At 41.7% G+C, this 3,711-nt stretch carries 3 protein-coding genes; all 3 read left to right on the top strand.

All coding sequences use genetic code 11. The features are described from left to right. A partial coding sequence (locus tag PXG98_RS15860) for a hypothetical protein (protein WP_276392778.1) occupies positions 1-1,271 on the top strand: 1,271 nt, incomplete at its 5' end. Between the two features lies 1 nt (position 1,272). Beyond that, positions 1,273-2,466: a T9SS type B sorting domain-containing protein gene (locus PXG98_RS15855; protein ID WP_276392776.1), complete on the top strand. Its 1,194-nt coding sequence runs from the start codon at positions 1,273-1,275 to the stop codon at positions 2,464-2,466. A 163-nt stretch (positions 2,467-2,629) separates the two neighbouring features. Next, positions 2,630-3,711 (top strand): collagen-like domain-containing protein (locus PXG98_RS15850; RefSeq protein WP_478284424.1); only part of this gene is annotated, 1,082 nt, incomplete at its 3' end.

Below are 3,711 nucleotides of genomic sequence, written 5' to 3'. Positions count from 1 at the left end.
CCCTGACGATTAGTAACAATCCCGCGGCAACACCAATCGACCTTTCTATCTATTTGGATGATACAGATGAACAGACAGCAGCCCTGGTACCGGTTACCGCTACCCCAACCAACTACAGCATCACCACGGCAGATGTGGAAGCACATTTACAAGGAATTGATGCAGCGCTTGCCAGCGGAGGGGGGGCCACAGTAATTAACAGTACTGCCACGATAACCGTAGCAGGTAGCGGTACTGTATTAGACCCATACCTACTGACTGGTTTGGCTGGATCTGACAACCAAAGTCTTCAGCTAAATAGCGGAACTAATGACCTCTCTATTAGTGGAGGTAATACCGTTAATTTATTAAGATATCTTGACAATGAAGACGAGCAACGACTTACCATTAATGGATATGATTTACAAATCTCTAACGGGAACTCAGTAACGCTTCCCAAAGAAATTATAGCCGATAGTCCATCGGTTACAGTCACGGGAGATGGTACGAGCATAGACCCGTACATACTAACTAGTCTGGGAAGTTCAAATTTATCCACCACAGATCTAACACAAACGGGAGGAAATCGCACTTATGATCTCGATGGTCAAGAATTGTACTTTATAGGTGCTGGAAACATAGGTATTGGTAAAACAAATCCACAGAATAAACTAGATGTTCAGGGGGAAGTACGATCCTCTGGCTATTCAAACTCCAACGGAACAGAATCGGAACCCTCATATGCTTTTAGCAATGATACAGACACGGGTATGTGGAGAGGAAGCAATACAAACTTCTTAAGATTTTCAACAGATGCTACAGAAGCACTAACAATTGATCCCAATCAGCAAGTGGGCATTGGGGTTCTTAACCCTTCTACCAGATTAGATGTCGGTGGGGATATTCGTGCATCGGGTGATTTTATCTCAGGAGCTACTACACTTGCTGTTCCTGACTACGTATTCCACACTTATTTTAAGCAAAATTCTTCATTAAACGCAAACTATAAATTCTTATCTCTCGACGAAATTGAAACGTTTATTAGACAGTATAATCACCTGCCTGGATTAGATTCAGCAAAAAAAGTACAGGCAAAGGGTATATGGAATTTAACAAACGCTTCCCTTAAGAATCTCGAAAAAATTGAAGAATTGTTTCTGCATACTATTAATCAGGAGAATGAAATAAAAAATTTAAAATCTAAAAATGCTACCATTTCAGCAGAACTGGAATTAGTGAGAAAAGATCTGGCGGAGATAAAGGCCATCTTAGCTAACGAAAACAAAGATTAAAATGTATTTAAAAGAAAATTGTTGTTCTGGATATCTTGAGATACAAAAAAGAGATAGAATTACCTTCTTTTTTGTCCTTTTCCTTGTACTGCATTTACATGCGCAAACCGCGCTTTACAACAGTGGAAACTTGCGAATCCATGAAGATGGAAGAATTGGCTTTCACACTGACCTAATTAATGAAAATACCTTCGATGAAAACTTGGGTTTAGCGGGATTCTATAACAATACAACCATCGTAATTTCAGGAGCCTTTACACCGATCTTTAATGATGTGGAAATTGCAAATAGCAGTGGGGTACAGTTACAAACCTCCGTTAATGTTTTAAATAACACCAATTTTATTCTAGGAGATTTTAATACTTCAAAAAACAACCCGGGTATCTATTTCAATTTCCTTGATAATGCCTTTTATGTAGGAGACACAGACGGGTCCAAAATAAATGGATATGCAATGCTAACCAAGCAACAAAATTTTACTTTTCCAGTCGGTGATGCAAATTTTTTGAGACCTTTGACTATTAACTCGTTAAGTATTAACACCTCAGCCCAATGTGCGTATTTTTTTGAAAACCCAAACAACCCTTCTTCTTTCCCTCAGTTTAATACCGATCTAAAGCCCAGAACTGTGAGCAATATAAGTACTCTAGAATTTTGGCGTTTAGAAGGAAGCGTTTCTTCTACAGTTACTTTAAGTTGGAATCCTAGAAGTTCAATAATCAACCTAACGGAAGACATAAATGCCATTACTATTGTTGGTTGGAATAAGTTAGCCAATCGATGGCTAGCACTTGGCAATACATTTATAAGTGGAGATTTAAATTCTGGATTGGTAAGTTCGGAACTATTTGTACCTGATGATTATGAAATAGTCACACTAGGCAGTTTGGCTGTACCGGAAGATATTCTCACTCTAGAGAACTATATCCTTACTCCAAACAATGATGGTATAAACGACGTATTGGTAATTGAAGAATTAGAATTGAGTCCTAATAACACCCTTCAAATCTTTGACAGAAATGGTCTTAAAGTTTTCGAATTTGAAAATTACGCCAATGAATTTGAAGGTATATCTAATATAAATAATTTAGTCATAAATAGGGATCAAGGTCTTCCAAGAGGGGTATACTTTTACCTTGTCAACATGCGAGACCTAGGGCTCAGTTATCAGGGGTTTCTGGTAATTGAACGCTAGAAAAAAGAGGTAAAAAACTCCAAGTTTAATTGAAAATTCCGTTTAACGGCGGCGATGATTCTATTTCACAACAACCTTAACAGGCTTCACAACAATTTATTAGTAAGAGCTAATTGATACAGTATTTTTACTTTGATTTAAGTTTTATCCAAATCTTGATAGAATGAACGTAAAAAAAATACTGCTTCCTCTTTTTCTTTTAGTGATGTTCTACGCCTCAGCGCAGGTGAAAATTGGCGAAAACCCTAATAGCATAAACGCTAGCTCTATATTAGAGTTAGAAAGCTTAGATAAAGCTTTTGTTTTAACCAGACTTACCAATGCCCAAATGATGGCCTTAAGTCCGTTAAGAGGTGCATTAATATACAATACCGAAGCCAGTTGTGTTTTTACCTACGATGGAACACAATGGAGGGATTTGTGCTCAGATCAACTAACGTTTACCATAACCGATAATGGGGATGGTACCTTAACAATAAATTTTTCCGATGGGACTTCGTTCACTACCTCAGATCTTACTGGACCTCAGGGACCTCAAGGAGATCCAGGAGCAACAGGACCTCAAGGAATACAAGGAGATCCAGGACCGCAAGGGCCAACAGGACTGACCGGTGCGGATGGTCCACAGGGACCCATAGGCTTAACCGGAGCAACAGGACCGCAGGGAATACAGGGAGATCCAGGACCGCAAGGGCCCATTGGACTAACTGGTGCCGATGGTCCACAGGGACCCATAGGTTTGACTGGTGCAACAGGTCCGCAAGGAATACAAGGAGATCCAGGACCAACAGGACCGCAGGGATCCATAGGTTTGACTGGTGCAACCGGACCGCAAGGAATACAGGGAGATCCAGGACCGCAAGGGCCCATTGGACTAACTGGTGCCGATGGTCCACAGGGACCCATAGGTTTAACCGGAGCAACCGGACCACAGGGAATACAGGGAGATCCAGGACCGCAAGGGCCAATAGGTTTAACTGGTGCTGATGGACCACAGGGACCCATAGGTTTAACCGGAGCAACCGGACCACAGGGAATACAGGGAGATCCAGGACCGCAAGGAATACAAGGAGATCCAGGACCGCAGGGGCCCATAGGACTAACCGGAGCTGATGGTCCACAGGGCCCCATAGGCTTAACCGGAGCAACAGGTCCGCAAGGAATACAGGGAGATCCAGGACCGCAAGGGCCAATAGGTTTAACCGGAGCTGATGGTCCACAGGGACCAATAGGCTTAACCGGAGC

Origin of the sequence: Eudoraea chungangensis, assembly GCF_029360665.1 — a bacterium.
Lineage (GTDB): Bacteria > Bacteroidota > Bacteroidia > Flavobacteriales > Flavobacteriaceae > Eudoraea > Eudoraea chungangensis.
The sequence above is the reverse complement of the archived record's forward strand: the minus strand, read 5'-3'. Positions and strand labels throughout refer to the sequence as shown.

Coding starts and splice junctions, on each gene's coding strand:
- PXG98_RS15855 (WP_276392776.1), top strand. CDS start 1,273: ATGTATTTAAAAGAAAATTGTTGTTCTGGATATCTTGAGATACAAAAA.